Here is a 26,557-nt window from a genome sequence, read left to right on the forward strand (position 1 = left end):
CGGTGGTTACCGGCGCGGATGGCCGGGCTGAAACATTGCCGTGCGCTTCTGGCATAACCGCGAACCGGTACTACACTCCAATAAGGCGTGTCTTACCACTCCAATTTCCCCGGCCGTCGTGCCGTTTACCTCATGCCTTCACCGGCAGGAACTATATTGATTATCTGACTGTCCATCGCATGCTGGCAGACCTTGCGGGCGGCGGTCGGCATTGTGACTGGATATACTAAAAATTATGCGCAGGAGACGAGTTTGATGGCTAAGGGATCGTCGAAGAAGGTTAACGAAATTGTTATTCCGACCACTACCACCACCATGGCGAGCAAAGTGGATAATCAGGTGGTGGTGACCATTGATAATAAAGGGGTGCGCATTGCCCATCCCAATAGCGATCATGACATTATCAGCCGCCTGGACGCGGATCGCAAAACGCGCGTCAGGGAAGGCATGCCGGTACCGCTGGGAGCAACCTGGGACGGACTGGGCGTCAATTTCGCCATTTTCTCCGCCCACGCCACCAAGGTGGAGCTGTGCCTGTTCACCGAGGAGGGGGAGGAGTATGACCGGATAGAGCTGCCGGAATATACCGACGAGGTCTGGCATGGCTACCTGCCCGACGCGCGTCCCGGCCTGCTGTATGGCTATAGGGTGCACGGTCCTTATGCCCCCGAGGAAGGACATCGTTTCAACCCCGCCAAACTGCTGCTCGATCCCTATGCCAAACAGATCTGGGGCGAGCTGAAGTGGGATGACGCGCTGTTTTCCTACGATTTCGAGGCGGAAGATAAGGATCTGAGCCTGGATGAGCGCGACAGCGCGCCTTTTATGCCGAAATGCCGGGTGATCGACCCGGCGTTTTCCTGGCCGTCCAACGGCAAAAGTTTTATCCCCTGGGAAAAAACGCTTATTTATGAAACCCATGTGCGCGGCTATACCATGCGCCACCCGGCGGTGCCGGAGCATCAGCGCGGCACTTTCTCCGGCCTGAGCACGCCGCAGATTGTCGATTACATTAAATCACTCGGCGTGACCGCCATTGAACTGATGCCGATCCACGCCTTCGCCGACGATCGTCATTTGCAGGAAAACGGACTGCATAATTTCTGGGGCTACAATACCCTGTGCTTTTTTGCGCCCCATCCGCAATATATGGCCACCTCGACGGTCAATGAATTTAAACAGATGATCGCCACGCTGCACGCCGCGGGCATCGAGGTGATCCTGGATGTGGTGTACAACCACACCGCCGAAGGCAACGAGCTTGGGCCCACGCTGTCGCTCAAAGGTATCGATAATGCCAGCTACTATCGCCTGTTCCCCGAGGAGAAACGTTATTACATTAACGATACCGGCACCGGCAACACCATTAACCTGAGCCACCCGCGGGTACTGCAGATGGTGACGGATTCCTTGCGCTACTGGGCCACCGAGATGCAGGTGGATGGCTTCCGTTTCGATCTGGCGACTATCCTTGGGCGTGAGGCGTACGGCTTTGACGAAGGTTGCGGCTTTCTGGACACCTGCCGCCAGGACCCCATCCTGAGCCGGTGCAAGCTGATTGCCGAACCCTGGGACTGCGGCCCGGGCGGATACCAGGTGGGTGGTTTTCCGCCGGGCTGGTCGGAATGGAACGACAGATATCGCGATTCGGTACGTAAATTCTGGCGCGGCGACGAGGGCCAGCTGGCGGACTTTACCACCCGTTTGGCCGGATCCGCCGATATCTTCAATCATCGCGGCCGTAAACCCCATGCGTCGGTGAACTTTATCACCGCCCACGATGGTTTTACGCTTAACGATTTGGTGTCCTACGAGCATAAGCATAACGACGCCAACGGCGAGGATAACCGCGACGGCCACAGTGATAATATTTCAGCCAACTATGGCGTCGAAGGCCCCACCGACGACCCGGCGATTAACGAGCTGCGGCTGCGCCAGATGCGCAATATGCTGGCGACGCTGATGTTCTCGCAGGGTACGCCGATGCTGCTGGCGGGAGATGAGTTTGCCCGTACCCAACAGGGTAATAACAATGGCTATTGCCAGGATAGCGATATCAGCTGGGTAAACTGGGAGATCAACGATAAGGGCGAATCGCTGATTTTATTTACTTACAGGCTGATTGCCCTGCGCAACCGTTTTCCGATTTTGCATCGCGGGCGTTTTCTCAGCGGCAAGCTCAATGAGAAGCTCAATATTAAGGATGTGACCTGGGTGCAGCCCAACGGCGAGGAAATGTCGGAGGAGGCCTGGGGCGACGCCAATCTGAAGAGCATCGGCATGCTGCTGGACGGTCGCGCGCAGCCTACCGGGCTGCTGCGGGTGGGATCGCAGAGTACCGTGCTGTTGTTGTTCAGCGCCTCCCACGAGAATCTGGTCTTTACCCTGCCGGAGGTGGCGCACGGGTACGGCTGGCGGCATATATTTGATACCTTTCAGCCGGATGATATCAATGAGCATAGCTTTGGTTTCGGCCATGCCTATACCTGTCCGTCGCGAACGGTGGTGCTGTTTGAACTGGTGAATACCAAGACCACGATGGTGGTGGCTTAAGCCGGCCTTAAGCAAGTAAGGTGTTAGCGGGCCTGCCACGTCGCGGGGCCCCGGTCGGGCGGGGGAAACCCGCCCGCCCCCCTGGCCACGTTTCCCCATCACGACCTCTGCTGTAAACCCTGCGCACTCTTTTCACGTTTTTTTGCTAAATATTCACGCCCCGCTGCCGATACTCCTTAAACGCAAACCCTTTGGAACGAGTTAATCAGAAGGATAACCGTTGCCCTGTTGTGGCTACCGAACAACGGCAACATGCCATGGGACTTGAGATGAGATGAATACGTTCCCCCACAGCGCCTTAAGATTTATCCGCCAGTTTGACTTTGGCGACGATCTGCTGCTGGACGCGGTCTATTTGATGCTGCGCAATCCTTTTCTGACGCAGGCGACATTAGCGCGCGAATTCCATCTGAGTTTTATCCAATCGGATGTCTTATTCAAAAAATTGATTGAAGTTAATAAGTTCCTAAAGACTAATTATTATGCCATGTCTTATGTTGCCAATAACAGAATCGCCGATGCCGTTAAGCTTTGGTCTAACCATCACCGCTCGGATCAGGGCGCGGCGTTGAAGCTTGATGCGCAGATCCATGATAAATTAATTGACCTGGCGCCGATTTTTTTTGATAAACGGCAGGAACTGGTCTTTACCGACGGTTACGGGTCCTATTTCCAGTTCAATAAAGATACTGAAATCACGTTGATGGTTAAAGGGGTGCTGAGTAAAATTCTTGAACCTTATCAAAAGGTTATTTTAGATGCCGATTCAGTCAAGGCCTTTATTCTTGAGCAGGTCGACATCATGCGCGATGTGGCGGCGGTGTCCGGCCAGGATGTTGATATCCGGACCACGGTGATCAAGGCGGGCTGGAATGTAAACCTTATTACGCCGGAACGGGTGATTATCGCCGATAAATGCGGCTGTAAGGCGGCGATCACCTGTATCAATAAGACCCTGCCGACCAATACCCTGCAAAAAAGCAAAATTAACTACGGTTGCGATATTTCAGTTTATCTGGATAACGCGATGTCTTTGGTGGATGATTTTTACGTTAACTGCAGTTCTGAGGTGTTCAATACCAGGGAATTTTATAATATAAATATATAAAAGTCACCGCAAGGAAGGGTATGGACGTGCGCATCATGCCGGTTGAGGCCAGCGACCCGGAGTTTGCCCGCCTGGTCGCCGCGCTCGACGCGTATTTAATACCGCTGTACCCGGCGCAAAGCAATCATGGCCTGCCGATCGGCGCGCTGCGCGCAGCCGGGGTGCGGGTTTGGCTGGCGCGGGCGGGCATGCGGGCCGCCGGCTGCGTCTGCCTGTTTGTGGGCGAGGATAAGCTGCCGGAGATCAAACGCCTGTATGTCGATCCGGCTTTTCGCGGCTGCGGTATTGCCTCGGCATTACTGACGCGGCTGGAGGGTTGGGCGCGCGGCCAGGGATTTCGCGACCTGTATCTGGAAACGGGCATTTACCAGATGGATGCCGTGGCGCTGTATGAAAAACAGGGCTTCAGCCGCGTCGGCCGTTTTGGCGCTTACCCGGATGATCCCCTGAGCCTCTATATGCATAAGCCCATTGCGGATGATGTCTTTTAAGCGCCCTTCGCGCCAGGCGCCGCATTTTGGGTTCGCTTGCCGCGACAGGCGGCTCCCCATGGCGCGGGCGGCGCCAGCCGGGTAGCATCCTGTTATCTTTTCTTACTCGCCAGATATTCGTTCTGGAAAATACACATCCGGATGGTGTTGCGGTATTCGCCGTTGACAAAATATTCTTTCAGCAATACGCCTTCGACCTTGAAACCCAGCTTGCCGTAGATATGGATGGCCTTCTCGTTTTCCTGATCGACAATCAGATACAGCTTATGCAGGTTAAGCACCATAAATCCATAGTTCATGGCCAGCTGCGCGGCAATGCTGGCATAGCCGTGCCCCTGATGGGCCGGGTCGACCAGGATCTGGAACTCGGCGCGGCGATGGATATGATTGATTTCAACCAGTTCCACCAGGCCGATGCCCACACCTTCTTTATCAATGATAAACCGCCGTTCGCTTTGGTCATGGATATGCTTGTCATAAAGGTCGTTAAGTTCGACAAAAGCCTCGTAAGGTTCCTCGAACCAATAACGCATGACAGTTTCATTATTATCCAGCTGATGAACGAAATGCAGATCTTCCCGTTCTAATGGACGAAGCTTAATATTATAACTATGCGATATTTCATTTTCCACAATCATGATGGCTGCCAGGCATGCTTGATTATATTCCCCATAATAAAAAGAATGATATTATAAGCTAATTAATGATTAGTGGTTTTAGAAATAACATTCATGACCAAAACACCACCAATGATCATGAACATACCGAGTATGGCATAGATATCGAGCTTTTGGTCAAAAAAGAAATAACCTGAAACGGCAACAAATACAATGCCTAAGCTTGCCCATGCCGCATAAGCGACGCCCACGGGCATGGTTTTGAGTACTTGGGAAAGCAATATAAAAGAAATACAATACCCGACAATAACGATAATGGAAGGGTACATTTTGGTAAAACCCGCGGAGGCTTTTAACGAACTTGTGGCTATGACTTCAGAAATTATTGCTATTAACAGGTACAGATAGGTCATAAGATTATTCTTTCGGTTTCTAAATGGCTACTGATATTATCATAGCCCGCCTGCAGAAGAAAATTGGCAATATTATGACAAATTCAGTGAATAATCTCTGTAATCATTGCTCTAACGCGGACGTGTTACGGGCAACGGTAACGGATGGGCGCGGGGGAAGCCGCCACCCACGCCGCCGCCCACGCCGCCGCAGGCTAAATATCCACGGTGCGCCGGAAAGCGTTGCCCGCGCCGTCAAACAGGTGCGCCTTGTCGGCGGGGATGGCGAGATCCACCGTATCGCCCAATGCCAGGCGCCGGTCTTCCCCGTGCCGGAGTATCACCGGCTCGCGGTCCGGCAGTGCAATGTATAAATAAGCCGCTTCGCCCAGATGTTCAATGTGCTGGATACGCCCCGACAGCTGCCGGTCCTGCGGCGCGCACAGTCGCAGGTGCTCGGGACGGATGCCCACACAGACGTCGTCGCCGTCGGCGAGCCTGGCGTCGACGCAAAGCTCGACGGCGTCGGTTCCGTCCAGGGTGACCGTCGCCCGGTCGGCCCCGGCGCCGGTTAACCTCGCCGCCAGGAAATTCATTTGGGGCGACCCGATAAAACCGGCGACAAAGCGATTGACCGGGTGGTGATACAGCGCCAGCGGATGGCCGACCTGGGCAATGGAACCCTGGCTGAGCATGGCGGCGCCACTGTTGAGCAATACGATTTTATCAGCCAGCGTCATGGCCTCCACCTGATCATGGGTGACATAAATCATGCTGTTGCCCAGCTCATGATGCAGTTTGGCAATCTGGACCCGGGTGGCGACGCGCAGCGACGCGTCCAGGTTGGATAACGGCTCGTCGAATAAAAAGACCTCCGGGTCGCGCACGATGGCGCGGCCAATGGCCACGCGTTGGCGCTGGCCGCCGGACAGGGCCTTCGGCAGGCGGTCGAGCAGCGGGTCAAGCTGAAGGATGCCGGCGGCGTCGTGCACCCGCCGCGCTATCTCCCGCTTGTCGACCTTGGCCAGCTTCAGGCTGAAGGCCATATTGTCGAAAATGGACATATGGGGGTACAGGGCATAGCTCTGGAACACCATGGCCACGCCGCGCTCCGAAGCCGGCAGGCGGTTGACTACCCGGTCGCCGATAATAATATCTCCCGAACTGATGGTTTCCAGCCCGGCTATCATGCGCAGCAAGGTGGATTTGCCGCAGCCCGAGGGGCCGACAAACACACAGAACTCCCCATGCTCGATATCCAGGTTGACCCCGTTGATGACCTGGGTGTTGTGATAACTTTTAAAGACATTGCGTAAGCGTATGGCAGCCATCGTCCGGCTCTCCTGTTGTAGGGTGGTCGGGCGTTATTTCACGCCGCCCATGGTTAAACCCCGGACCAGATGTTTTTGCACCAGCAGTCCCAGCACCAGCATCGGCAGCATAACCAGCGTGCCGGCAGCGGTGAGCGGCCCCCATTCGGTGCCCTGGAAGGTGAGGAACGAGGTGATGGCCACCGGCAGGGTCTGGGTGGATTCGCCGGACAGGGTGAGCACGATCTGGAACTCATTCCAGATAAAAAACAGCGTCAGCACCCCGGACGCGGCCAGCCCGGTACGGGCCAGGGGAAGAATGATCCGGGCGAAGACCTGCCATTCGCTGGCCCCGTCCACCAGCGCCGCCTCGCGTAATTCCGGCGGAATATCCTCGAAAAACGTGGTGATCATCAGGATGGTGAAGGGCACGTTGGCGAGGGTATAGACCGCAATCAGCACCAGGTAGCTGTCGGTCAGGCCGAGGGACGTCACCAGGTAGTAGGCCGGCAGCACCAGCATGATCACCGGGGCAAAACGCAGGCTCATGATAAATTGCTTGGCGCGCGCCTTCTTGATGACAAAAAACACCAGCCCGTAGGAGAACAAGGCCCCCAGCAGCAGGCACAGCAAGGTGGCGGCCAGGGAGATCACCACGCTGTTAAAGAAGGCGCGGATAAAATCACTGTTACCGAGTACGGTGGCGTAGTTGTCCAGGATGGGCGTAAAAAACAGCCTGGGCGGCATGGCGAACGCGTCGATATAGGTTTTGAACGACATCGACACCAGCCAGAAAATCGGCAGCAGGAAAAATGCCAGGATAAGCACTAATAGAGCATAAAACCCCGCCCAGCGGCCGGTGCGTTTCAGAGAATCAGGCATCTTTCATAATCCGGTTGCTTGCCATGGAGAGCACCAGGATAACCAGCAGCGTGTTGATGATGGCGATCACCACCGCTTCGCTGATGCGAAAATCCTGAAAGCCGGTCAGGTAGGCGAACATGTTGGTGGTTTCGGTGGCCAGCGCCGGCCCGCCGCGCGTCATGACATAAATCAGATCGAACGACTTAAAGGCGTCAATCATGCGCAGGAACAGGGCGATGAGGATAATCGGCTTGAGCATCGGCAGTTTGATATAGGCCAGCAGGCGCCAGCCGCGCGCGCCGTCCAGTTCCGCCGCCTCCAGCGGCTCTTGCGGCAACGAGTCCAGGCCGGCCGATACCAGCAGGATGATAAACGGCGTCCATTGCCAGACGTCGGCGACGATAAGCGACGCCATGGCATAGGACGGATTGCCGAGCCAGTCGACGGGGGCGATGCCCAGCAGGCCGGCCAGGTAATTAAACAAGCCGGCGTTGGGATCGTAAAAAATGCGCCAGATAAGGCCGCCGACGATGGGCGTGACGATCATCGGCAGCAGCAGCAGCGCCCGCGTCAGTTTGCGGCCGGGAAAATCGCGGCTGATAAACAGGGCGACGGCGCATCCCAGCGCCAGCTCGATAAGCGTTGCCGCCGCCACGTACACCAGCGTATGCCACAGCGAAAACCACAGGCGCGGCTGCTGCAGCACGTCGATAAAATTGGCCAGCCCGACAAACCCAAACGGCGGCGGCGCCATCATGTCGATATCGTGCAGCGCCAGGTACAGCGAATAGCCCAGCGTGTAGACCGACACCGCCATCAGTGCCGCCAGCAGCGGCACCGTAAACGCCCAACGTGTAAACGTTGCTTTCATGTTGACTCCGGTCCCGGTTTCACCGCGCGAGGGCTTTATCGTTCTGGCGGTTTGCCGCCGCCATGGCGTCCTCGGCGGACAGGGTGCCGGCCAGGGCCTGGGACAGCGCGATGCCGGTGTTATTGATCAGAATGGTGGCCTGCGGCACCGTGGGCAGGTAGTTGGGATTGCCGTTTTTCAGCGCCGCCAGCATGCCGTCCTTAAACGCGCCGTACTTACGCACGAAGGCCTCGCTGTTAATGGCGCTCAGGGAGCTGACGCCCGCGTTGGGATTAAGCTCCACCGATTTCATCTGCGTTTGCTTGTTGGTGGCCCAACTGATGAATTGCCATGCCGCCTGCTGGTGCTTGCTGGCGCTGGCCAGGTACAGGCCATGCACCTGCAGCGCCGAGCTGCCGCCGGGATGACTGCCCGGCTGCGCCGGAACCGGGGCGTAGCCGACCTTGCCGACCACCGTCGATTCCCGGGCGTCCTCGTTATAGCCGCCGTTGACCGTGGAATCGATAATCATGCCCGCTTTGCCCTGCTGGAACACCAGGCGGTTTTCCTGCCAGCCGAAATTGGCCGCGCCGATGGGGCCGTAATTCTTCAGGATATTAACGTAGGCCTTGGTGGCCTCGATGGCTTCGGGACTGTCGACGGCGGATTTGCCGTCCTTGATCCATTGCCCGCCATAGCCCCACAGGAATGCCGCCCAGGAGAAGGTGTTATGGATGCCCTGGCCGCCGCGCAGCGTGATGCCGGCCATGTGGCCGCCGCTTTTTTCCTTGAGGGTTTTGGCCGCCGCCAGCAGTTGGTCAAAGGTGGTCGGCACCGCGATGCCGTATTGGGCGAACAGGTCCTTGCGGTACATCAGAAACGTGCTTTCGCCGTACACCGGCACGCCGTAATAACGGTCTTTATAGCGCAGCGTATCGGCATAGCTTTTGACGAAGTCCGCGCGATCAAAACCCGCGTCGGCTTTCATCAGCGGGTCGAGCGGGGCGATGTAACCCGCCGAGGCGTAGCCCACCCCATGCACCCAGTCGTCCATGACGACGTCATAGCGGCCGCTTTTGGAGGAAAAGGCCAGCAGCGCCTTGGACGTCAGATCGGCGTAGGGGACGATTTCCGCCTGTACCTTGATGCCGGTCGCCTTTTCAAATTCCGGCAGCATGGCCTTGATGGAGTCGCTGGTGCTATGGCCTTCCAGCAATACGCGCAGGGTATCCTGCGCGTGGGCGCCGCCGGCGCAGAACAGCCAGGCGCAGACGAGCGCGGTAAACCGGGAGAGCGTCGTTTTCATGCGTAAATCCTTATTCAGTGGATAAATGAGGCGATCAGACGGCAACGACCTGACCGGTACGGGCGGATGCCATGATCGCAAGCGTAATCCGTAACGCCTCGTTGGCCTCTTCTCCCGTGGCGACCGTGGTACGGTTGCTGCGGATATCGCTGATAAAGGCCATCAGTTCCTCGCGCAGGTCGCCTTTGATTTCGCCCTGGCTCAGCGGCCAGTGCTGGGTATCGATATAGCGGTTGGCGGTTTCGGATGCATGATAAAGGCCGGACTCGCCGCACTCGATTTCAAACAGGCCGGCGGTGGTCAATATTTCCATCTTGGCGTCCAGCAGGGTCCGTGAACCCGCCGGCAGCGCCCAGGCGCTTTCCAGATTGACCACCGCGCCGTCGGCAAAGCGGATAATGGCGAAAACCGCGTCCTCGGTCCCCAAATGCCCGAGGCGCTTATTGGTGGTCTGGGCGTAAACGCTCACCGGTTTGGTGCGGTGCAACAGCCAGAGGACCATATCCACGTCGTGCACGGTGACATGCAGCGGCAGCGGCAGGCTGCCGCCGTAGCGCGCCGGTCCCTCAATGGCCGGGCTATTGCGCCGCGCCGCGATATGGCTGATCTCTCCCGCCTCGCCGGCTTCAATGATGTCCCGCGCCCGTGAATAGCGCGGGTCGAAACGCAGCAAAAAGCCGATGCCGAGCTTGACGCCGGCGGCATGGGCCGCGCCGACAATCTCCTCGCCGTCGGCCAGGGCGGCGGCGATGGGTTTTTCCAGGAAGATATGCTTGCCGGCCCGGGCGGCGGCCAGGGCCGGCGCCAGATGGAAATCATCCTTGGTGCAGATGCTGACGATATCCAATCCCTCAAGCGTCAGCATGTCCTGATAATCGCTAAAACATTGGATGCCGGGAATAAACGCCTTTACCGCCTCGCAGCGCGCCGGATCCGGATCGGCGATGGCGATCACTTCCACGCCGTAGAGCTGGCTGAACACCCTGGCATGCATGGTGCCCATAAATCCCGCGCCCACCACGGCGACTTTCAGTGTTCCGTCTTTCATCGACTGGCCTCTTGGTTTTTTGTTGGGCGGCGGCCCGGCCGGGTGGCTTCGGGGCCGCGGTCCGCCGCTGTCGCTATTGGTTTTTATAGGATAAGCAATACAATAAGCATGCCAGTTTAAGTCCAGATTAGAGCCAGATGCTTAAAAGGGTTCTATATTATTAACTTAACGAAACTGTTGCGTTTTTATTCCTGAGTATCAGGCTGTTAATCTCACGCTACGCATAACTATTAGCACAATTATTGTGCATTTGAATAGCTTTAAGCACCTTTTTTGTGCGTTGCTCGATAAAATAAAATACCAGTTTACATATTTGGTATTGTTGTGGTTAGCTGGCGGTGCCGAGGTTATTTTTTAAGGAAAACGACGCAGATGACCCTGAATGAACTTAAGCACCGCCTGGTGGTATCCTGCCAGCCGGTGACCGGCGGACCGATGGACCGGCCGGAGATTATCGTCGCCATGGCGCAAAGCGCGCAGTCGGCCGGCGCGGCCGCGGTAAGGATCGAGGGCGTGGAGAATGTGCGTCGGGTGGCCGCCGCGTTGACCATCCCGGTGATAGGCATCGTAAAACGTGATTTAATCGATTCACCGGTGCGTATCACACCTTTTATAGCGGATGTGGAGGATCTGGCGCGGGCGGGCGCGTCGATTATCGCCTTTGACGCCACCGACCGGGTCAGGCCCGTGCCGGTGGCGGAACTCTACCGGGCGGCGCGGGCGTGTCAACGCCTTATCATGGCGGATTGCGCCTGCCTGGCGGACGGCGTGGCGGCGGCAGGTCTGGGCTGCGATCTGATTGGCACCACGCTGTCCGGCTATACGGCCGGCACCGCCGATCAGCCGATGGCGCGCCCCGATTTGGCACTGATTGCCGCCCTGGCGGCGCGGGGTTATAACGTGATGGCGGAAGGGCGCATCCGCACGCAGGATCATGCCGCCGCCGCCCTGGCGCAGGGCGCGTTCGCCGTAACCGTCGGCTCGGCCGTTACGCGCGTTGAGCATATTACCCAATGGTTTATCGAGGCGCTGGCACAGGCCGCAACCCGGAGCTGATTATGGCGACTATCGCGCTGGATATCGGCGGCACCAAAATCTCCGCCGCCAGGGTGGAGCAGGGGCGCTGCGTGGAACGGCGGCAAACGCCGATGCGTTTTGACGAGGCCGGGTTTATCACCGCCCTGCGCGAGGTGACCGCGTTTGGCGTCACGCCCGGCATGATCGCGGTAGCCGCCACCGGTTTCGTGCGCGCCGGGCGGGTTTATTCGGTCAATCTGGACACCATCCCCTTTTGGCGCGGATTCCCGCTGGAAACGGCGCTGCGCCAACTGTATTCCTGTCCGGTAGTGTTGATGAACGATGCCCAGGCCGCCGCCTGGGGCGAGTATAGCGTCCGGCAGGGACGGGTGCGCAACCTGCTGTTTATGACGTTGTCCACCGGCGTCGGCGGCGGCCTGGTGCTTGACGGCGAACTGCGCACCGGCGGGCACGGATTGGCCGGACATCTCGGCCATGCCACGGTGAGCCGCCCGCCGGCCGATGTGATGCCCGGCCGCGGGGGGCCGTGCGGATGCGGCCGTTACGGTTGCCTGGAATCCGTTGCCTCGGGCACCGCGCTGGCGCGCCAGGCCGGGGCGCTGTTCGGGCGGGCCATCGACAGTCGCGCGCTGTTTGCGCTGGCTGCCACGAGCGCGCGGGCAAACGATATCATCGACAACGCGGCGGCGGCGGTGGCCGAGGCCATCGCCAATACGCATATGCTGCTGGATATTGATGAGGTGGTGATTGGCGGCAGCGTCGGGCTGGCGGCGGGCATGCTGGACAGGATCCGCCAGGCGCAGGACGCGTTGCCGCCGCTGGGCCGGGTCGCGGTATCAGGCGCCGCGCTGGGCTTATGGGCGCCGCCGGCTGGGCGCGGCGCGGCGCCGGTTAATGCCCGCCGGCTGTTCCCGGCGTCTGCCGCCCGTCAGTACAGGCCGTCGCGCTGCAGTTCCACCACAAAATCATAACTGTCGCCCCGATACCAGGTATGGGTATATTCAATCGGGCGTCCGTCCTCAAGATAACAGTGGCGTTCCACATGCAGCGCCGCGCTTTGCGGCGGCAGCTCCAACAGCAGCGCATTTTCGGCCGATAACGGTTCCGCGCGCATTCGTTGCAACGCCCGTTTCGGCATATGGCCGCTGCGTTGCAACACCGCGTACAGCGAGTCGCCAAGCCCGTCGAGCGACGGCAGGAAACCCTGGGGGATGACGGCGATTTCCACCGCCATCGGCCGTCCGTCCACGGTGCGCAGCCGTTTAAGGCGGTAGACCAGCGCGCCGGGAGAGAGATTCAGCGCAATGGTTTCCGACGGCGAGGACTGGATCAGCTCGCGCTCCAGCCAGATGGCTCCCGGCTGATGGCCGCGCGACAGCATGTCCTCGCTGAAGCTGGTTAACGACGATAAGGGTTTTTCCAGCCGGCCGGCAACCTGGCTGCGGGCGCCGCGCCGCTGGATAATCACCCCGTCTTGGGCCAGCTGGCTTAATGCCCGCCGCACCGTCACCCTGGATACCGCCAGGTATTCCGACAGCTCGCGTTCGCTGGGGATGGTATAGCCGCCTTTGATCAGGCCGCCGGCCACCAGTTCCCTGAAACCTTTTTCCAGCCGCTGGTACAAGGCTCCGCCGCTCTGGTTGCGCTCGTTGCAATAGGTCTTCAGTAACTCGATTAACTTATCATCCATAAGGGCGGGCCGCTGGTGCGTGTTTAACGATGTTCACTGATTGTAATCGAAGCCGCCGCGGGCGCATACCCTTACCCGGCATTGTCCTGTCCGGCGAATATCCCCTGGGGTGAAAGGCCGGGGCGAATTGGTACGATAGCTTTGCGTTCAAAAATGACAGGTTGATCACGAAACGCAACTAAACCCGCTGCGCAGTCTCATTATCGTCCTCTGCGTGCCGATAAACCCTTACTTCTCTTTTTAGATGGCTAAGGTCATGAAAAAATTACTCCATTTACCCTTTATGGTGCAGCTATTCAGCGGCTTCGCTATTATTATCGCGTTGATGCTTTGCCTGGGCGGCGTGTCCCTCTACCAGCTCAGCGCCAATAATGACCACATCGACGCCTATCGCAATAACTGGCTGCCCGGGGTGCGCTATACCCTGGAGATGCGCGGTACGCTAGCCGAACTGCGTTTGCAGCAGGTACAATATATTTCTTCTCCGACGGACCAGGATCGGGAGTCACACCGGCTGGAACTGATGCAGGCGGTGGCGAACTTCCTCCGCGCCCAGAATGCCTACCTGGCGCTGAATACGCCCTTAAGCTCCACGCCGTTATTCAGTCAGATCATGGCCAACTTCAATCAGTTCAGCCTGGCGAACGATAAGATGATCGCGGCCATGTCGGAAAATGATGTCACCGGGGCCATCCGCATCAGCGGCGATACCTCGCGCAAATACCGCACCCAGCTGATGGCCGACCTGGCCACCATGGTCGACCGGGAAGTGGGCGGTAGCCAGGAGGCGGCGAGACAGGCGGCCCGGGGCTATGATATCGCCAAATACAGCCTGATGGGCCTGTCGCTGTTCGCCCTGCTGATCTCCGGACTGCTGGCCACGGTGATTTCCCGTAATCTGTGGCGCCAGCTGGGCGGCGAGCCGGCCTATGCCACGTCGATTATGCGTAAAATCGCCGCCGGCAACCTGACCACCGGCATTAAGCTGAGCGCCAAGGACAGCAGCAGCCTGCTGGCCGCGCTCAACGCCATGAGCCAACAGTTGCGCGATACCATCAGCGGCATCATCAGCGGCAGCGAATCCATTTCGGTGGCCTCCGGTCAAATCGCCCAGGGCAATACCGACCTGTCGCAGCGCACCGAAGAGCAGGCGGCGTCGTTAATCCAGACCTCGGCCAATATGCAGCAACTCACGCAGACCGTACACCACAACGCCGATAACGCCAAGGAAGCCAGCGAACTGGCGGTCGCTACCTCGCGTACCGCCACCCAGGGCGGTAAAATCGTGGCGGAAATGCTGACGCATATGCGCGATATTTCCCAAAGCTCGAAAAAAATCGTCAATATCATTGCCGTTATCGAGGGCATTGCTTTCCAGACCAACCTGCTGGCGCTTAACGCCGCCGTCGAGGCGGCGCGGGCCGGCACCCAGGGCAAGGGCTTCGCCGTGGTGGCAAGCGAAGTACGCACGCTGGCGCAGAAGAGCGCCGACGCGGCCAAGGAAATCAAATCGTTGATCGAGGGCACGGTGGACAAAATCAGCGCCGGATCTGAACGGGCGGATAACGCCAGCAAGGCGATGACCGAAATCGTCGACTCGGTGGACAAGGTGGCCGCCATCATCCACGAAATCGCCACCGCCAGTAACGAACAGCATATGGGCATCCAGGAAGTGGGACAGGCGGTGGCCCAGATGGACCAGGTTACGCAGCAAAATGCGGCGCTGGTGGAGCAGGCCGCCGCCGCCGCCCGTTCGCTGACCGAACAAGGCCAGGAGCTGCGCCGGGCGGTGAGTTTCTTCCAAACCGCCTGATGCCGTCGGCGTAACACGCTCCCGCGGCTAAGACCTGGAGAGGGTTTTAGCCGGCGGGAGTTTTTTTATGGCGCTTGGGCATGCTTTCCCTATTTTCGCCGGCTTTGGCGTAAGACATCGTCATGGGATAAAACCGCCCGTCTTTATCCATCGGAGGAGCGGGCCGCCCCGGCGGGCGATTTAACGGCGCCGGCCGCGCCGGCTTTGCCGGAACCGCTGAAGGTTTTGCCGACCATGACGATCACCACCGCCAGGATAATGATGCCCAATGCCAGCCACTCGATGGGATTAAGGCGCTCGCCGGCAAACCCCATGCCGAGCAGCACCGCCACCACCGGATTGACATAGGCATAGCTGGTGGCCAGTGCCGGACGGGCGTGGGAGAGCAGGAACATATAGGCGTTGATGGCGATAATCGAGCCAAACACGATCAGATAGCCGATGGCCAGCAGCCCCGCGGTATCCGGCATCCGCGTCAGGCGCTCGCCGGTAAGCAGGCTGGCGACAAGCAGCACCGCACCCGCCACGATCATTTCCACCGCCCCGACCATCATGCCCTTGGGCAGATCAAGCCTTGAGCTCCAGATGGAGCCGAACGCCCAACTGACGGAGGCCACGATCACCAGCAGGGCGCCGAGCGGGTTGCCGGTCAGGTTACCGCCGGTATTGAGTAAAATAATGCCGGCCAGGCCGAGAACAATGCCGAACCACTCCAGGCGCGTGGCGCGCAGTCCCCAGATACTGCCGAAACAGGCGGCGAACAGCGGTACCGTGGCGACAATCACCGCGGTAATGCCGGACGGCACCTGCCTATGTTCGGCCACCGTTACCAGGCCATTGCCAATCGCCAGCAGCAGGATGCCGATCATGCCCGCGTTCAGCGCCTGGCGCGGCGAGGGCAGGGACTCGCCTTTCAGGCGCAGCACGGCGAACAGGATAATGCCGGCCGTTAAAAACCGTACGCCGGCCATCAACAGCGGCGGCCAGCTGTCCACCCCGACGCGGATAACAAAATAGGTCGAACCCCATATGATGTAGAGTGTAAACAGCGCCAGGACCAGCTTCAGTCCGTTTGAATCGCGTAATTGCATGTAGCTGCCTTTTAAGCCTAAACGTTCGGATGATTAGTAAACCTTTTTTTATGGCTGTTAATATATTCTTTTTGTCGTAATCCTCCAGTTAAACAACGAAAATAGCCGTATAACACCTTCGATTCAACAGCGGGCGCAACGGGGAAAGCTATGGATAAATATGATGAACTGATACTGCAGGCGCTGGTGGAAAACGGCAGGCTAACCTATGCCGAGCTGGCGCGCCGGGTTAATCTCTCGCCGCCGGCGGTGGCGGAGCGGGTGGCGAAGCTCGAGACCAAAAAAGTCATTACCGGCTACCACGCCCACGTCAACCTGGAAAAACTCGGCTTGCCGATCACCTTTATCGTCGAGCTGCGCCTTAACCATAACCACTGGCAAAATACGCTGAAAATGCTGACGCAGATCCCCGAAATCCTGCAATGCTACCGGGTAACCGGCGAAGCCTGTGTGATTGTCCGCGGCGCGGTCGGGGATATGGCGGCGATGGAAGCCTTTATCGAGCGGGTAAGCCAATTCGGCGCCACCAAAACGTCGATCATTCTCTCGGCGCCGGTGGAGCGTATCGCGCCGCCGGCGCTGATGGTTGCGGAGACGTTAAGAAAAGCGTGATAGGCTTCACAAAAAATTGACACGGCGGCTCATTTTGCTAAACTGCGAAAAGTGTGATGAACATCACATTAATGTCGGATCAATGTGAGGAATCAGCAATGAAAATTATACGTAAACTTAACAAATTTTTGAAAGAACAAGGCAATATCCACGCACAGGCGGCTAAATATAGCCTGTATTAAGCGTGGCGCATGCCCCGGGGGCCTCATCCGGTGTTGCCGATGCGCCGCCCGCCCTCTTTATCCCAGACGGCCCTTTTCAGGGCCGTCTGCCGTTGCAGGCAGACAAGCGCCCGCCTGAGATAGCCGCTTTCGCCTGCCGCCATACCGGCCCGGCGACGCAGGCAAAGATACTATAGATTTTACGACATCGACCGCCTCTCCCCCAGCGCCTATCTTGAAAGCAAGAGTCATCGCGCGTAAGGAGACCGGCCGTGAACACCCGCCGCACGCAACCTGTCCAGCGTCAAACCCCCGGGCAGTTTATTCTTTACACCGTCATCGCCGCCGCGAGCGCGTCCCTGGCCGCCTGGGGCAGCGCGACGCTTGCGCTGGAGGTCTGGGTGATGTTCGCGGGCCTTATCACCTGGTTCACGCGCCCGACGTCCTGGCGCGCCGGGCTGTGCGCCATGATCTGCCTGTGGCTGGGAATTGGGCTGGGGGCCGTTACCCAGATAATACTGCCGGCGTTGTCGCCGGCGCTGGATCCGCTGGCGTTGCCGCTGGTGGTATTTTGGGTGGCCATACTTATCGTAAGCCTGCGCGCGACCCGTATCGTCGATAACACGCTGGCCTGGTTCCTCGGCATGGTCACGTTCTATGCCTCCGGGCTGGAACCGGCGCCCGGCATGTTTAGGGATCTGTGCGGCGCATCCGCCATCGGCGGGTTCGCCGGTTGGGCTTGCCAGGCGCTGCACCGGCGTTGGAACACGGCCTGGTTTATCCCTTAGCCCAGTTCGATAATCTCATGGCGGCCGCTTAATATCGGCCCGCTGAGAATTTTATAGCCGTCGCGGTCGAACCCCTGCGCCACGGTGCTCAGGCCCGCCGCTTCGCCAAGGCTTGCCACCGAACCGAGATAGAACCAATTGTTGACCACGTGGATTTGCCGCCGATCGCCGCTGTGTTCCACCAGGCCGATAGCGCCGGCGTAAGGCCATGCCACGATGCGCATCTGCTGCAGCGCGTCCATCAGGCGCAGCTGGTGTTCCCCCGGGCTTTCTTTACCGCAGCAGGCGCCCGCGCAGCGCCCGAGATGGAACCGGAAGCAGGCGCGTCCGTGGCTGAGTTTTTCCAGGCCGAGCAGGCTGTAACATAATAATTCGCTGTCGCCGATATCCAGCAGGGTTTGCTGGGCGGCGCGGCGGCTGGAAAACAGGCCGTACAAATCCGGCGTGCGGGCAAAATCGATCTCCTTGGCCGAGACGATGACGGGCATGCCGCGCGCCAGGTGAATCGAGCACAGCTGGCGACTGCGCCGCAGCCGTTTATTGTGCAGCGGCTGGAGCGCCTTGATCATCTGGGCCTCAAGCAGCAGGGCGCCGATTTCCCCGGCGGTGAGGTGGTAGCTGATGCGCCGCGATTGCCGCAGCATGCGCGCTTCTTCGGCGGTGCGCAGATGCGACATGACCCGGCTGCGGATATTGACGCTTTTGCCGATATACAGCGGCATCACGTCGCTGTCGCTATGAAAGACATACACGCCGGGCGCGGCGGGCAGGCCGTCGATATACTGACGCAAATGTTCGGGATACTGATAGGCCTCGGCGGGGTCGAACTCCCTGCGGGTGGCGGACAGACGCTTATACACTGACTGAACTCTTATTACTGTTGTTTTATACAGCATAACAGGTTATTTTTTAACACGACAGCGCAAAATAACGTCTGATCGTTATTTTATGCGGCATTATGCGGGTTATAACCGGTGAAGGTGATCATCCTCCTGCCGGTGACGGAGCAAATGACATTCCCGCAGCAGTTGCCGGTCGGCTAAAATGTCCGCGGTCGGCCCCTGGGCCGCAAGACGCCCTTCGCGCAGCACAAAACACCGATCGGCGATGTCCGGGACAATGGCCAGATCGTGGGTGGCGGTGATAAGCGTACGCCCGCGGCTCTCGCGCAGGAATTGCACCATATTGCCCTGGCTTGCCGGGTCCAGGCCGCTGCAGGGTTCGTCGAGCAATAACACCTCGGGTTCGATAATCAATACCGACGCCAGGGCGACGCGTTTTTTTTCGCCGCCGGACAACCGATGGGGCGAACGGTGGCGCAGATGCGTGATGCCGAATTGCTCCAGCATGGCGTCGATACGCCCGGCGATGCGCGGTTTATCCCACCCCAGTTGCAACGGGCCGAAGGCCAGCTCGTCATAGACCGTCGGGTTAAACAATTGCACATCGGAATTCTGGAACACCAGTCCCACCCGGCGCCTGAAGGCGTAAGCCTCCTCGTCCCCGCGCAGGGCGGGTTCATCGAGCGCCCGGCCGAACGCGCGCACGCTGCCCGCGTTGGGGAAATAAAGCCCGTCCAGCAGGCGCAGCAGGGTGGACTTGCCCGAGCCGTTGGCGCCGAGCAGGGCGATACGCTGGCCCGCCCGGACCTGAAGCGTGATCTCCCGTAGCGCGGGCAGCGACTGGTAGGCATAGCTGACCTGCTGTAAATCATAGACCGGCGGCGTGGTTAACGATGGGGCCTGGTTCATGCGTATTGCTCCTGTTCCCGGGGCGTCATTCAGGGTAGCCGCAGCCACTGGCAGCTAAATCCGGCCAGCGCCAGCAGCATAAACACCGGCACCGCGCGCCAGTCCTGTTTTTGCAGACACAAATCGTCCATTAGCCTGATTTCACCGCGAAAGCCGCGCGACAGCATGGCCAGATGAACCTCCTGGCTGAGATACAACGAGCGCTCCAGCAGGCTGCCGGCCGCATTGACCGCCAGCCGGCGGCGCTCGCCGGCGGGCAGGGGGCCGACCATCCGGCTGGCGCGCGCTTCAAACAGGGCGACCGCGCCGCTGAGCAGCACAAAAATATAGCGATGGGTCATGCCGAGGATCATCACCGCCACTTTTGGCACCCGCAGCGATCGCAAGGCCTTGAGCAGGCGGGGCCAGGGGGTGGTCAATACCAGCAGCAGCGCCAGGGTGGCCGACGTTTCCGCCCGGCCGATCAGCAGCAGGGCCACGCGCAGCCCTTGCGCGGTGACGGTAAGCGACGTGAAGGGCAGGGCGAAGAGCGGCGCGCCGGGTACCATAAACAGCGCCGGCAGCGCCAGCACGCCGGTAAACAGCAAAACGCCGAGCCATACCTGGCGCAGCAGCCTGGCCAGCGATAGCGCCGAAAGCCGCGCCATGATCGTCGCCGCCAGCAGCAGGCCGGCCAGGGCCAGCAGCGAATGCACGGCGACGGCGGTGATAATCAGCGCGCCAAGGCCCATCAGCTTCACGCGCGGGTCCAGTCGTTGCAGCCAGCCCGGCCGGTCGGCCATTGTCTGGGCGTCATCGGCATGCGCCATGGCCGCCAGCAGGCCCGCCAGCAGGCGCGCGATAAAATGCCGGCTTCCCGGCGCGCGCCGGTGGCTGAAGGAGGGTTCGCGCACCGTTTAACGGTGACCCGAGGACGGCCGCCAGGCCGCGGCGCGCGTCAGGCGCGCCAGCAGATAAAACGCCAGCAGGATAAGCCCGCTGCCCATAATGGCCGACAGCACATACCCGACGCGGGCGTTTTGCATAAATGCCGGGGCATAGTCCGGCATCGGCGCTGACCAGAGCGCCTCCAGGCGCTGCATGCCGGCCGGCGCGCCCTGCGGCGGGGCGATATTGCCCGAGGCGCGGGTGATTTCGGCCCTGGCGCCGGCATCCTGGAAGTCGGCGGCGCCCCATTCCCCCCAGGCGGTGCCGGCGGCCAGCAGGCCGAGCGGGCTGATGATCATCACCACCGCCATGCCCAGCCACAGCGCGCGCACCGGCCGCCAGCCGGAAAGGCGCGCGGGCACGCACGCGCCGCCGGCGGTGGCGCGCAGCAGGTCGGGGTTGGCTTTTTGCAGATAAGCGACAATACCGCCGGTCACCACGGCTTCCGCCAGACCGGCAAAGGTCAGGTGACCCAGCAGCATGGCCGGCACCGCCACCGACAGCGGATAGGGCGCATACAGCGGCGCTCCGGCGGCGTCGGTAAACAGCAGGGGCTGGATGCCGAACTCCACCGCCGCCAGCAGCGCGGCGATATTAATGGCGCAGTAGCCGGCCACCGTGGCCGCCACCACCCGCCGCCGGGCGGTAATGGCCGACCCGGCGGCAATCAGGCGGTAAAGGCCGTAGGCCGCCAGCGGACCGACGATGGCCATATTCAGGCAATTGGCGCCGAGCGCGGTAATACCGCCGTCGCCGAAAAATACCGCCTGGATAAACAACGCCATCGAGACGGCCAGTACCGCCGCCCACGGACCCAGCACGATGGCCGCCACCGCCATGCCCACCGCGTGCCCGGTGGTGCCGCCCGGCAGCGGCAGGTTAAACATCATGATGACAAAACAAAACGCCGATACCACCGCCAGCAATGGCACCAGGCGGGTATGCAGCAGGCGTTGCACGCGTTTTTGCGCCACCCACCAGAAAGGGGCGGCGATCAGGAAGGCAACGGCGCAGGTGGACGGGCTGAGATAACCATCGGGAATATGCATCGGATAACCCTGTGTTCAGGCCGCGCGCATAGCGAACAGGGCGGCCGGGGGGCAAAACTTTCGTGGAAATCAGTATGCCTCCGCCGTTCATACTTTTCCATAAAAAATCATACCGGGTTCATTGATCGAGCACAATTAACCGTCAACTTTCCCGCCGGCCGCTAAGCGCCCGCCACGGTTCCCTACCCTAAACCGGAAGGCTGTCCTAAACGTGTTTATGGGGATGCCGGTGATCTTTATCATGATCATGGCCGCTTGCATGACGGTGATCGGCGGTTGTCACGGCATCGGCCGGGATCATTGCGGCGTTTTGCGTGGCGGCGGCGTCCAGCGGTATCAGGTTAATGCTGCCGTGGCGCACCCCGGTCTGGGCGATCACCGATTGGGCAAAATCGGTTAATACCCCCAGCGGCCCGCGCAGGATGGCGGTCTCCACGCACTCGTCGTGGCTGAGATGGGCATGCATGGTGGATACGGTCAGTTCGTGATGATCGTGCTGCAGTTCGGTCAGGCGGGTGGCCAGTTGCCGCTCATGGTGATCGTAAACGTAACTGAGCACCGCGATAAAGGCCGCCCCGGGGTTGGCGGTGGCCGCCTGCTGGCCCAGGTCGCGCCGCAGCATATCGCGGAACGCCTCCGAGCGGCTGCTGTAGCCGCGCAGCCGCATCAGTTCGTCCAGCTCGGCCGCCAGCCGGTCGTCGAGGGAAATGGTTAATCGCTGCATAGGGCATTCCGGGTATCGGGGAAAACCACAGTGTGGAACATTTTTACCGCCAGGCAAAGGATATCGGCAGGTTTAGCCTCAGATAGTCACCAGCCCGCGCACCCCGTCGGTTTCCATATCCGCGCCCAGGCCACGCTGCACGATCTGCCCACGCGACATCACCAGGTAGCTGTCCGCCAGGGCGGCGGCGAAATCATAAAACTGCTCCACCAGCAGGATCGCCATATCGCCGCGCGCCGCAAGGGTTTTGATCACCACGCCGATCTCCTTGATCACCGACGGCTGGATGCCTTCGGTAGGTTCGTCGAGGATCAGCAACTGCGGCTGGCAGGCCAGCGCGCGCGCAATCGCCAACTGCTGCTGCTGGCCGCCGGACAAATCGCCGCCGCGCCGGTTTTTCATCTGCGCCAGCACCGGGAACAGCTCGTAGACCGAGGCCGGCGGCGCTTTGGCGCGCGCGCCGGAAAAACGCGACAGGCCGAGCAGGATATTTTCCTCCACCGTCATGCGCGGAAATATTTCCCGTCCCTGCGGCACATAGGCAATACCGGCCTGCACACGCTGGTGGGGGCGGCGCTGGTTGATAAGCTCTCCCTGCCAGCGAATGCGGCCGGTTTTGGCCGGCAGCAGGCCCATCAGGCATTTGAGCAGGGTCGTCTTGCCGACGCCGTTGCGCCCGAGCAGGCAGGTTACCTGACCGATTTGCGCCTCGAACGACAGGCCGCGCAGGATATGGCTGCCGCCGTAAAACTGATTTAACTCTTCCACCTGTAGCATTATGTTCCCCTGCGTATGAGTAACCCTGGCCTGATAACCGGCGCCGATGCGCGATATCCTCCCGCGCATCATCACGCTCATCAGCTCACCGCCCCAGGTAGACTTCAATCACCTGCTCGTTGGCCTGCACTTCGCGCAGCGACCCCTCGGCCAGCACCTGCCCCTGGTGCAGCACGGTGACATGATCGGCGATGGTTTCCACAAAACCCATATCATGCTCCACCACCATGAGCGAATGTTTACCGGCAAGCGAGCGGAACAGCTCGGCGGTATAGGCGGTTTCAGCATCGGTCATGCCGGCGGCCGGCTCGTCAAGCAGCAGCAGGTGCGGGTCTTGCACCAAGAGCATGCCGATTTCAAGAAACTGTTTTTGGCCGTGGGACAGCAGGCCCGCCGGGCGCCGGCGCAGCGGTGCGAGACGCAGCGTGGCGAGCATGGCGTCGATGCGATCGCGCTGTTCATCGCTCAGCTTATGGCGCAGGCAGGCCCAAACCGATTTATCGGTTTTCAGCGCCAGCTCCAGGTTTTCAAATACCGTCAGCGCCTCGAATACCGTCGGCTTCTGGAATTTACGGCCGATGCCGGCCTGGGCGATTTGCACCGGGCTAAGCCGCGCCAGGTCGATATGCTGATCGTAAATGGCGCTGCCGCTCTGCGGACGGGTTTTACCGGTAATCACATCCATCAGGGTGGTTTTTCCCGCGCCGTTGGGGCCGATAATGCAGCGCAATTCGCCCACGCCTATCTGCAGCGACAGGTCGGTAAGGGCGCGGAAACCGTCGAAGCTGACGTTGATATTGTCCAGCGTCAACACCGGATCGCGCCGCAGGCGATGGATATCGGCGGGATAGGCCTGCGTCAGCAGGTCGTCCGGCGCGTTCATTCGGGCCGCCTTTTGCGCAGCAGGCCGATAACGCCCTGCGGCAACAGCAGCGTCACCAGGATAAACATCAGCCCCAGGAACAATTGCCAGTACTCCGGCATGGCCATGGTAAACCAGCTCTTGGCGCCGTTGACGATGCCGGCGCCGAGCAGCGGCCCCACCAGCGTGCCGCGGCCGCCCAGCGCCACCCATATGGCCGCCTCGATGGAGTTGGTTGGCGACATTTCACCCGGGTTGATGATACCCACCTGCGGCACGTACAGGGCGCCCGCCAGGCCGCACAGCACCGCCGACAGCGTCCAGACGAACAGCTTGAACCCCTTCGGGTCGTAGCCGCAGAATATCAGCCGGTTTTCCGCATCGCGCACCGCCGTCAGCACCCGGCCGAATTTACTGCGCGCCAGGGCGAATCCCAGCAGCAGGCTCGCCGCCAGTAGCAGCACGGTGACCAGGAACAGGCCCACCCGGGTGGTGGTGGCGGTTACCTGGAATCCCAATAAGGTGGTAAAACCGGTAAAACCGTTATTGCCGCCGAAGCCGGTTTCGTTGCGAAAAAACAGCAGCATCGCGGCATAGGTCAGCGCCTGGGTCATAATGGAAAAATAGACCCCTTTGATTTTGGAGCGAAAGGAAAAGTAGCCGAACACCAACGCCAGCAGGCCGGGGGCCAGCATAATCAGGCACAACGCCCAGGCAAAGTGCTGGGTGCCGGCCCAGAACCAGGGCAGCTCGCTCCACGATAAAAAGGACATAAACGCCGGCAGGCCGTCTCCCGCGGCCTGGCGCATCAGGTACATGCCCATGGCGTAACCGCCGAGGGCAAAAAACAGCCCATGCCCGAGGGACAGCAGCCCGGCATAACCCCAGACCAGATCCAGCGCGATGGCCACCACGGCGTAGCACAGGATTTTGCCCACCAGGGTCAGGGTATAGGTGGAGATATTCAGCGGATGCGCCGCGGGCAGCAGGGCCAGCAGCGGCAGGATAACCAGCGCGATAAAAACCAGCGCGCCCAGGATCATGGCGGTGCGGGGCGCCTTTTGCAGGCCGGTGAGGGTTAAGGGTTGGCTCATCAGTCAATGACCCTGCCTTTGACGGCGAACAGTCCCTGGGGACGTTTTTGGATAAACAGCACGATAAGCGCCAGGATCAGGATCTTGCCCAGCACGGCGCCGATTTCGGGTTCGAGGATTTTGTTGACGATGCCCAGCCCGAACGCCGCCGCCACGGTGCCCGCCAACTGGCCGACCCCGCCCAGCACCACCACCAGGAACGAATCGATAATATATCCCTGGCCCAGCTCGGGGCCGACGTTGCCAAGCTGGGACAACGCCACGCCGCCCAGGCCGGCAATGCCGGAACCCAGGCCGAAGGCCAGCATATCCACCCGGCCGGTCGGCACGCCGCAGCAGGCGGCCATGGCCCGGTTCTGGGTTACCGCGCGGATATGCATGCCCAGCCGGGTTGTATTCAGCAGCAGCCAGCACAGCGCCAGCACGCACAGCACGAACAAGATGACCGCCAGGCGGTTGTAGGGCAGCACCAGGTTAGGCAGCAGCTGGATGCCGCCGGAGAGCCAGCCGGGGTTGGCGACGCTGACGTTTTGCGCGCCGAACAGCATGCGCACCCCCTGGATCAGCACCAGGCTGATGCCCCAGGTCGCCAGCAGCGTTTCCAGCGGGCGACCGTATAAATGACGGATTACGGTGCGTTCAAGCAGCATGCCGATAACGCCGGTAACGGCGAAGGCCGCCGGCAGGGCCGCCAGCGGGTAGAGCGGCAGCAGTCCCGGCGCGTAGTGCTCCATAAGCTGCTGCACCAGATAAGTGGCGTAGGCGCCCAGCATCAGCATCTCGCCGTGCGCCATGTTAATCACCCCCAGCAGGCCGTAGGTAATGGCCAGGCCCAGCGCCGCCAGCAGCAGTATCGAGCCCAGGGACAAGCCGGTAAACGCCTGTCCGAGCAGGTCGCCTATCATCAGCCGGCGCTGAACCTGCTTGAGGCTTTTCAGCGCCGCCGCGCGTACTTGGGCCTCGGGTTCGGCGCTCTCCTGCGTCAGCGCCTGCAGACGTACCTGGACATCGGGATCGCCCGATTCGCCGAGCAGCGTGACCGCCTGCAGCCGCACCTCGGGCCGGGGATCGGCCAGTTGCAGATTGGCCAGGGCAATCTGCAGCGCGTCATGCACCCGCGGGTCTTTTTCCAGAGGTAAACGGGCCTGCAGCAGCGGCAACTGGTCGGCCTGCGCTTCGCGCTGGAGCGCAGTGGCGGCCTGTAGCCGTATGCGGGCATCGTCGCTGACCAACTGGTGAACGGACAAGGCGGTGGCGATAAGGTTGCGCAGGCGGTTATTCAGCCAGACTTTCTTGATGCCGCCGGTGGGCGCGGCGTCGCCTTCCATCGGCGTCAGCGTGGCGCCCTGCTGGATAAAGGGTTTGCCGGCGGCGTCGATCACCATGGTCTCCTGGCGCAATGCCTGCAGCAGCGGCAGACGGGCGGCATCCGGCGCGCTTGACCACGCCTGGAGTAATTTCGCCTGATCGGCGCGGCTGGCCGCCGCAAAATCGGCGGCTGGGCCGGCCAGAGCCCAGGCCGGCAGGCATAGGCATAAGGCCACGCCGAGGCCGAACCTTCGCAATAATAATGATAGATAGCGCATATTTTTCATCCCGTGCTGCGTCAAAAACAGAGGGCGCCTTCGCCGGCCCAGGCGT

The 26,557-nt window shown here is 60.3% G+C and carries 25 protein-coding genes and 1 pseudogene; 8 read left to right on the top strand and 18 right to left on the bottom strand.

The window, feature by feature from the left end; translation table 11 throughout:
• Window positions 1-255: 255 nt before the first annotated feature.
• The 3 genes from glgX (at window position 256) to ACL2XG_RS21515 (ending at window position 4,152) form a co-directional block, all read left to right on the top strand.
• Window positions 256-2,553 carry a glycogen debranching protein GlgX gene (gene glgX / locus ACL2XG_RS21505; RefSeq protein ID WP_413721303.1) on the top strand — a complete coding sequence of 766 codons (2,298 nt, stop codon included), beginning with the start codon at window positions 256-258 and terminating at the stop codon, window positions 2,551-2,553.
• Between the two features lie 274 nt (window positions 2,554-2,827).
• Window positions 2,828-3,661, top strand: a complete 834-nt coding sequence (locus ACL2XG_RS21510) for a hypothetical protein (protein ID WP_413721302.1) — start codon at window positions 2,828-2,830, stop codon at window positions 3,659-3,661.
• 20 nt (window positions 3,662-3,681) lie between these two features.
• Window positions 3,682-4,152 carry a GNAT family N-acetyltransferase gene (locus tag ACL2XG_RS21515; RefSeq protein ID WP_413721301.1) on the top strand — a complete coding sequence of 157 codons (471 nt, stop codon included), beginning with the start codon at window positions 3,682-3,684 and terminating at the stop codon, window positions 4,150-4,152.
• A 92-nt stretch (window positions 4,153-4,244) separates the two neighbouring features.
• On the opposite strand, the gene speG is transcribed toward ACL2XG_RS21515, so the two are convergent.
• From speG to ACL2XG_RS21550, 7 genes are all read right to left on the bottom strand, one after another.
• The gene (gene speG / locus ACL2XG_RS21520; protein WP_410013782.1) at window positions 4,245-4,790 is read right to left on the bottom strand and encodes a spermidine N1-acetyltransferase; all 546 of its coding nucleotides are present in this window, start codon (window positions 4,788-4,790) and stop codon (window positions 4,245-4,247) included.
• 62 nt (window positions 4,791-4,852) lie between these two features.
• The gene (locus ACL2XG_RS21525) at window positions 4,853-5,182 is read right to left on the bottom strand and encodes a DMT family transporter (RefSeq protein WP_410013783.1); all 330 of its coding nucleotides are present in this window, start codon (window positions 5,180-5,182) and stop codon (window positions 4,853-4,855) included.
• A 194-nt stretch (window positions 5,183-5,376) separates the two neighbouring features.
• The gene (locus tag ACL2XG_RS21530; protein ID WP_410013784.1) at window positions 5,377-6,492 is read right to left on the bottom strand and encodes an ABC transporter ATP-binding protein; all 1,116 of its coding nucleotides are present in this window, start codon (window positions 6,490-6,492) and stop codon (window positions 5,377-5,379) included.
• A 33-nt stretch (window positions 6,493-6,525) separates the two neighbouring features.
• Complete coding sequence (locus tag ACL2XG_RS21535) at window positions 6,526-7,353, bottom strand: carbohydrate ABC transporter permease (RefSeq protein WP_413721300.1); 828 nt, start codon at window positions 7,351-7,353, stop codon at window positions 6,526-6,528.
• Window positions 7,346-8,206 carry a carbohydrate ABC transporter permease gene (locus ACL2XG_RS21540; protein ID WP_410013786.1) on the bottom strand — a complete coding sequence of 287 codons (861 nt, stop codon included), beginning with the start codon at window positions 8,204-8,206 and terminating at the stop codon, window positions 7,346-7,348. The genes ACL2XG_RS21535 and ACL2XG_RS21540 overlap by 8 nt, the downstream gene beginning before the upstream one ends.
• Window positions 8,207-8,225: 19 nt before the next feature.
• Window positions 8,226-9,491, bottom strand: coding sequence for an ABC transporter substrate-binding protein (locus ACL2XG_RS21545; RefSeq protein ID WP_413721299.1), 1,266 nt, complete (start codon window positions 9,489-9,491; stop codon window positions 8,226-8,228).
• A gap of 34 nt (window positions 9,492-9,525) precedes the next feature.
• Window positions 9,526-10,539 (bottom strand): Gfo/Idh/MocA family protein, encoded by a 1,014-nt coding sequence (locus tag ACL2XG_RS21550; RefSeq protein WP_410013788.1) that lies wholly within the window; start codon window positions 10,537-10,539, stop codon window positions 9,526-9,528.
• Between the two features lie 372 nt (window positions 10,540-10,911).
• Here ACL2XG_RS21550 and ACL2XG_RS21555 point away from each other — a divergent pair, with 372 nt between their 5' ends.
• Together ACL2XG_RS21555 and ACL2XG_RS21560 are read left to right on the top strand one after the other, a co-directional pair.
• Entirely contained in the window at window positions 10,912-11,595 is a 684-nt protein-coding gene (locus ACL2XG_RS21555; RefSeq protein ID WP_413721298.1) for an N-acetylmannosamine-6-phosphate 2-epimerase, read from the top strand.
• 2 nt (window positions 11,596-11,597) lie between these two features.
• Complete coding sequence (locus ACL2XG_RS21560) at window positions 11,598-12,548, top strand: ROK family protein (RefSeq protein ID WP_413721297.1); 951 nt, start codon at window positions 11,598-11,600, stop codon at window positions 12,546-12,548.
• Here ACL2XG_RS21560 and ACL2XG_RS21565 read toward each other — a convergent pair.
• On the bottom strand, window positions 12,506-13,267 hold the full coding sequence (locus ACL2XG_RS21565; protein WP_410013791.1) for a GntR family transcriptional regulator: 762 nt from the start codon (window positions 13,265-13,267) through the stop codon (window positions 12,506-12,508). The genes ACL2XG_RS21560 and ACL2XG_RS21565 overlap by 43 nt on opposite strands.
• Before the next feature lie 256 nt (window positions 13,268-13,523).
• Between ACL2XG_RS21565 and ACL2XG_RS21570 the strand changes: the two genes are divergently transcribed.
• Complete coding sequence (locus tag ACL2XG_RS21570; protein WP_413721296.1) at window positions 13,524-15,080, top strand: methyl-accepting chemotaxis protein; 1,557 nt, start codon at window positions 13,524-13,526, stop codon at window positions 15,078-15,080.
• A gap of 143 nt (window positions 15,081-15,223) precedes the next feature.
• Here ACL2XG_RS21570 and yedA read toward each other — a convergent pair whose 3' ends face one another.
• Window positions 15,224-16,171: a drug/metabolite exporter YedA gene (gene yedA, locus ACL2XG_RS21575; protein WP_410013793.1), complete on the bottom strand. Its 948-nt coding sequence runs from the start codon at window positions 16,169-16,171 to the stop codon at window positions 15,224-15,226.
• 150 nt (window positions 16,172-16,321) lie between these two features.
• On the opposite strand from yedA, the gene ACL2XG_RS21580 reads away from it, so the two are divergent.
• Entirely contained in the window at window positions 16,322-16,783 is a 462-nt protein-coding gene (locus ACL2XG_RS21580; RefSeq protein WP_410013794.1) for an Lrp/AsnC family transcriptional regulator, read from the top strand.
• A gap of 433 nt (window positions 16,784-17,216) precedes the next feature.
• Window positions 17,217-17,732 (top strand): DUF1097 domain-containing protein, encoded by a 516-nt coding sequence (locus tag ACL2XG_RS21585; protein ID WP_413721295.1) that lies wholly within the window; start codon window positions 17,217-17,219, stop codon window positions 17,730-17,732.
• On the opposite strand, the gene cho is transcribed toward ACL2XG_RS21585, so the two are convergent.
• From cho to urtB, 9 genes and pseudogenes are all read right to left on the bottom strand, one after another.
• Window positions 17,729-18,592, bottom strand: a complete 864-nt coding sequence (cho, locus tag ACL2XG_RS21590) for an excinuclease Cho (protein WP_413721294.1) — start codon at window positions 18,590-18,592, stop codon at window positions 17,729-17,731. The two genes, ACL2XG_RS21585 and cho, sit on opposite strands and share 4 nt — an antisense overlap.
• Window positions 18,593-18,697: 105 nt before the next feature.
• Entirely contained in the window at window positions 18,698-19,483 is a 786-nt protein-coding gene (locus tag ACL2XG_RS21595; RefSeq protein ID WP_413721293.1) for an energy-coupling factor ABC transporter ATP-binding protein, read from the bottom strand.
• 29 nt (window positions 19,484-19,512) lie between these two features.
• A complete protein-coding gene (gene cbiQ / locus ACL2XG_RS21600; protein ID WP_413721292.1) occupies window positions 19,513-20,376 on the bottom strand; it encodes a cobalt ECF transporter T component CbiQ in 864 nt (287 codons plus the stop codon).
• Between the two features lie 3 nt (window positions 20,377-20,379).
• Window positions 20,380-21,459 carry a cobalt transporter CbiM gene (cbiM, locus tag ACL2XG_RS21605; protein WP_413721291.1) on the bottom strand — a complete coding sequence of 360 codons (1,080 nt, stop codon included), beginning with the start codon at window positions 21,457-21,459 and terminating at the stop codon, window positions 20,380-20,382.
• A 325-nt stretch (window positions 21,460-21,784) separates the two neighbouring features.
• A pseudogene (gene nikR, locus ACL2XG_RS21610) lies at window positions 21,785-22,183 on the bottom strand (nickel-responsive transcriptional regulator NikR); the annotation flags it as partial.
• Between the two features lie 78 nt (window positions 22,184-22,261).
• Window positions 22,262-22,960 carry an urea ABC transporter ATP-binding subunit UrtE gene (gene urtE, locus ACL2XG_RS21615; RefSeq protein WP_410016740.1) on the bottom strand — a complete coding sequence of 233 codons (699 nt, stop codon included), beginning with the start codon at window positions 22,958-22,960 and terminating at the stop codon, window positions 22,262-22,264.
• 85 nt (window positions 22,961-23,045) lie between these two features.
• Window positions 23,046-23,843: an urea ABC transporter ATP-binding protein UrtD gene (gene urtD / locus ACL2XG_RS21620; protein WP_410013800.1), complete on the bottom strand. Its 798-nt coding sequence runs from the start codon at window positions 23,841-23,843 to the stop codon at window positions 23,046-23,048.
• On the bottom strand, window positions 23,840-24,916 hold the full coding sequence (urtC, locus tag ACL2XG_RS21625; protein ID WP_410013801.1) for an urea ABC transporter permease subunit UrtC: 1,077 nt from the start codon (window positions 24,914-24,916) through the stop codon (window positions 23,840-23,842). The genes urtD and urtC overlap by 4 nt, the downstream gene beginning before the upstream one ends.
• A complete protein-coding gene (gene urtB / locus ACL2XG_RS21630; protein WP_413721290.1) occupies window positions 24,916-26,502 on the bottom strand; it encodes an urea ABC transporter permease subunit UrtB in 1,587 nt (528 codons plus the stop codon). The genes urtC and urtB overlap by 1 nt, the downstream gene beginning before the upstream one ends.
• Between the last annotated feature and the right edge of the window lie 55 nt (window positions 26,503-26,557).

It is taken from the genome of Sodalis sp. RH24 (genome assembly GCF_047324145.1).
Taxonomy (GTDB): Bacteria; Pseudomonadota; Gammaproteobacteria; order Enterobacterales; family Enterobacteriaceae; genus Acerihabitans.